The sequence below is a fragment of the Enterobacter sp. Li2LvB3 genome (genome assembly GCF_056156645.1).
Genome location: NZ_JBSICG010000051.1, coordinates 1 through 2,444, shown reverse-complemented (window position 1 = coordinate 2,444; position 2,444 = coordinate 1). Strand labels below are relative to the sequence as shown.

The 2,444-nt window shown below is 57.2% G+C and carries 3 protein-coding genes; all 3 read left to right on the top strand.

Annotated features, from left to right (window positions below):
- Positions 1-92: 92 nt before the first annotated feature.
- Genes tnpA through tnpC form a run of 3 tightly spaced genes read left to right on the top strand, consistent with a single transcriptional unit; the run spans position 93 to position 2,402 of the window.
- Entirely contained in the window at positions 93-470 is a 378-nt protein-coding gene (gene tnpA / locus ACS603_RS23315; protein ID WP_474945004.1) for an IS66-like element accessory protein TnpA, read from the top strand.
- Positions 467-814, top strand: coding sequence for an IS66 family insertion sequence element accessory protein TnpB (gene tnpB, locus ACS603_RS23310; protein ID WP_040018977.1), 348 nt, complete (start codon positions 467-469; stop codon positions 812-814). The genes tnpA and tnpB overlap by 4 nt, the downstream gene beginning before the upstream one ends.
- A gap of 49 nt (positions 815-863) precedes the next feature.
- Positions 864-2,402 (top strand): IS66 family transposase, encoded by a 1,539-nt coding sequence (gene tnpC / locus ACS603_RS23305; protein ID WP_474945003.1) that lies wholly within the window; start codon positions 864-866, stop codon positions 2,400-2,402.
- Positions 2,403-2,444 lie beyond the last annotated feature (42 nt).

Genomic DNA, 2,444 nt, shown 5'->3' with positions numbered 1-2,444 from the left:
GTAAGCGTACAGCGAGAGCCGTCTGGTCATAATCTGATGTATTCGACAAAGTGGTGTCCACCAAATAAGTAGTGGGAACCAAAGTGTCAGATATGCAGAAAAATGTGACTCCCGGCAGGCGTAAGGGCTGCCCTAATTATTCTCCTGAGTTTAAGCAGCAGCTCGTTGCTGCCTCCTGCGAACCCGGAATATCCATCTCAAAACTGGCGCTTGAAAACGGCATCAACGCCAATTTGTTATTTAAATGGCGCCAGCAGTGGCGCGACGGAAAGCTACTGTTACCTTCCTCAGAGAGCCCTCAGCTACTTCCTGTGACTCTCGATGCCACTGCCGTACAGCCAGAATCGCTCGCAGAAGACCCGGGGCTCAGTATCAACTGTGAGGTAACGTTCCGGCACGGGACGCTTCGCCTCAACGGCACTGTCAGCGAAAAGTTCCTGGCTCTGCTGATACAGGAACTGAAGCGATGATCCCGTTACCAACAGGCACTAAAATCTGGCTGGTTGCCGGTATCACCGACATGCGCAACGGCTTCAACGGCCTGGCCGCAAAGGTGCAGACAACGCTGAAAGATGACCCGATGTCCGGTCATGTCTTCATCTTCCGGGGCCGCAGCGGCAGTCAGGTCAAACTGCTGTGGTCTACCGGCGACGGGCTGTGCCTGCTGACCAAACGGCTGGAGCGCGGCCGCTTCGCCTGGCCGTCGGCCCGCGATGGTAAAGTGTTCCTGACGCCAGCTCAACTGGCGATGCTGATGGAAGGTATCGACTGGCGGCAGCCAAAGCGGTTACTGACGTCCCTGACCATGTTGTAGCTCTCTTTATCCTGGTTGTCGCAGAATAACCCTGGTAAAATACGGGCTTATGAACGACACCTCTTCTGACGACATCCTTCTGCTGAAACAGCGCCTGGCCGAACAGGAAGCGCTGAACCGCGCCCTGCTGGAAAAGCTGGCCGACCGGGAACGCGAAATAGACCATCTGCAGGCGCAACTGGATAAACTCTGCCGGATGAACTTCGGCAGTCGTTCCGAAAAGGTATCCCGCCGTATCGCACAGATGGAAGCTGACCTGAACCGGCTTCAGCAGGAAAGCGATGCCCTTACCGGCCGGGTTGATGATCCGGCGGTGCAGCGCCCGCTGCGTCAGACCCGCACCCGTAAACCGTTCCCCGAATCGCTTCCCCGTGATGAAAAGCGGTTGTTACCCACAGAGTCCTGTTGCCCGGAGTGCGGAGGTTCGCTGAGCTACCTGGGTGAGGATGCCGCTGAACAGCTGGAGCTGATGCGCAGCGCCTTCCGGGTTATCCGTACGGTGCGCGAAAAGCATGCCTGTCGTCGGTGCGATCGCATCGTTCAGGCATCGGCTCCCTCACGGCCCATCGAGCGGGGTATCGCCGGACCGGGACTGCTGGCCCGTGTACTGGCGTCAAAGTATGCGGAACACACACCGTTGTATCGCCAGTCGGAGATCTATGCCCGCCAGGGTGTGGTGTTGAGCCGTTCTGTCCTGTCGGGCTGGGTGGATGCGTGTTGTCGCCTGCTGTCACCGCTGGATGAAGCCCTTCAGCACTATGTCCTGGCCGATGGCAAACTTCATGCCGATGATACGCCGGTTCCGGTCCTGCTGCCGGGCAACAAGAAAACGAAGACCGGGCGCTTATGGACGTACGTTCGTGACGACCGTAATGCGGGTTCTTCACTGGCCCCGGCGGTGTGGTTCGCGTACAGCCCGGACAGAAAAGGTATCCACCCGCAGACCCATCTTGCAGGCTTCAGTGGAGTACTGCAGGCTGATGCCTACGCCGGGTTCAACGAGCTCTACCGCGACGGGCATATAAAGGAAGCCGCGTGCTGGGCCCATGCCCGGCGTAAAATCCATGATGTTCACGTTCACACTCCCTCAGCGCTCACAGATGAAGCGCTGAAACGGATCGGCGAGTTGTATGCCATCGAAGCGGATATCAGGGGAATGCCAGCAGAACAGCGGCTTGCCGAACGCCAGTTGAAAACGAAAGCGCTTCTTAACTCACTGGAAAACTGGCTGCGTGAAAAAGTGAAAACGCTGTCGCGACACTCAGAGCTGGCAAAAGCGTTCACCTATGTACTGAACCAGTGGCAAGCGTTGACGTACTACGCAGACGACGGCTGGGCTGAAGCAGATAACAACATCGCTGAAAATGCGCTGCGGACGGTCAGTCTGGGGCGTAAAAACTTCCTGTTCTTCGGCTCAGACCACGGTGGTGAGCGGGGAGCGCTGCTGTACAGTCTGATCGGGACGTGCAAACTGAATGGAGTAGATCCAGAACGTTACCTTCACCATATCCTTGACGTCATTGCTGACTGGCCGGTAAACAGGGTTGGTGAACTGCTGCCGTGGCGGATCACACTGCCTGCCGAATAACCCATCCTCGTCACGTCAATACGGTTCGCGCTGTACGCTTAC

Excerpts from the sequence above, each read along its gene's own strand:
- tnpA (WP_474945004.1), top strand. The coding sequence starts at position 93 with ATGCAGAAAAATGTGACTCCCGGCAGGCGTAAGGGCTGCCCTAATTAT.
- tnpB (WP_040018977.1), top strand. The coding sequence starts at position 467 with ATGATCCCGTTACCAACAGGCACTAAAATCTGGCTGGTTGCCGGTATC.
- tnpC (WP_474945003.1), top strand. The coding sequence starts at position 864 with ATGAACGACACCTCTTCTGACGACATCCTTCTGCTGAAACAGCGCCTG.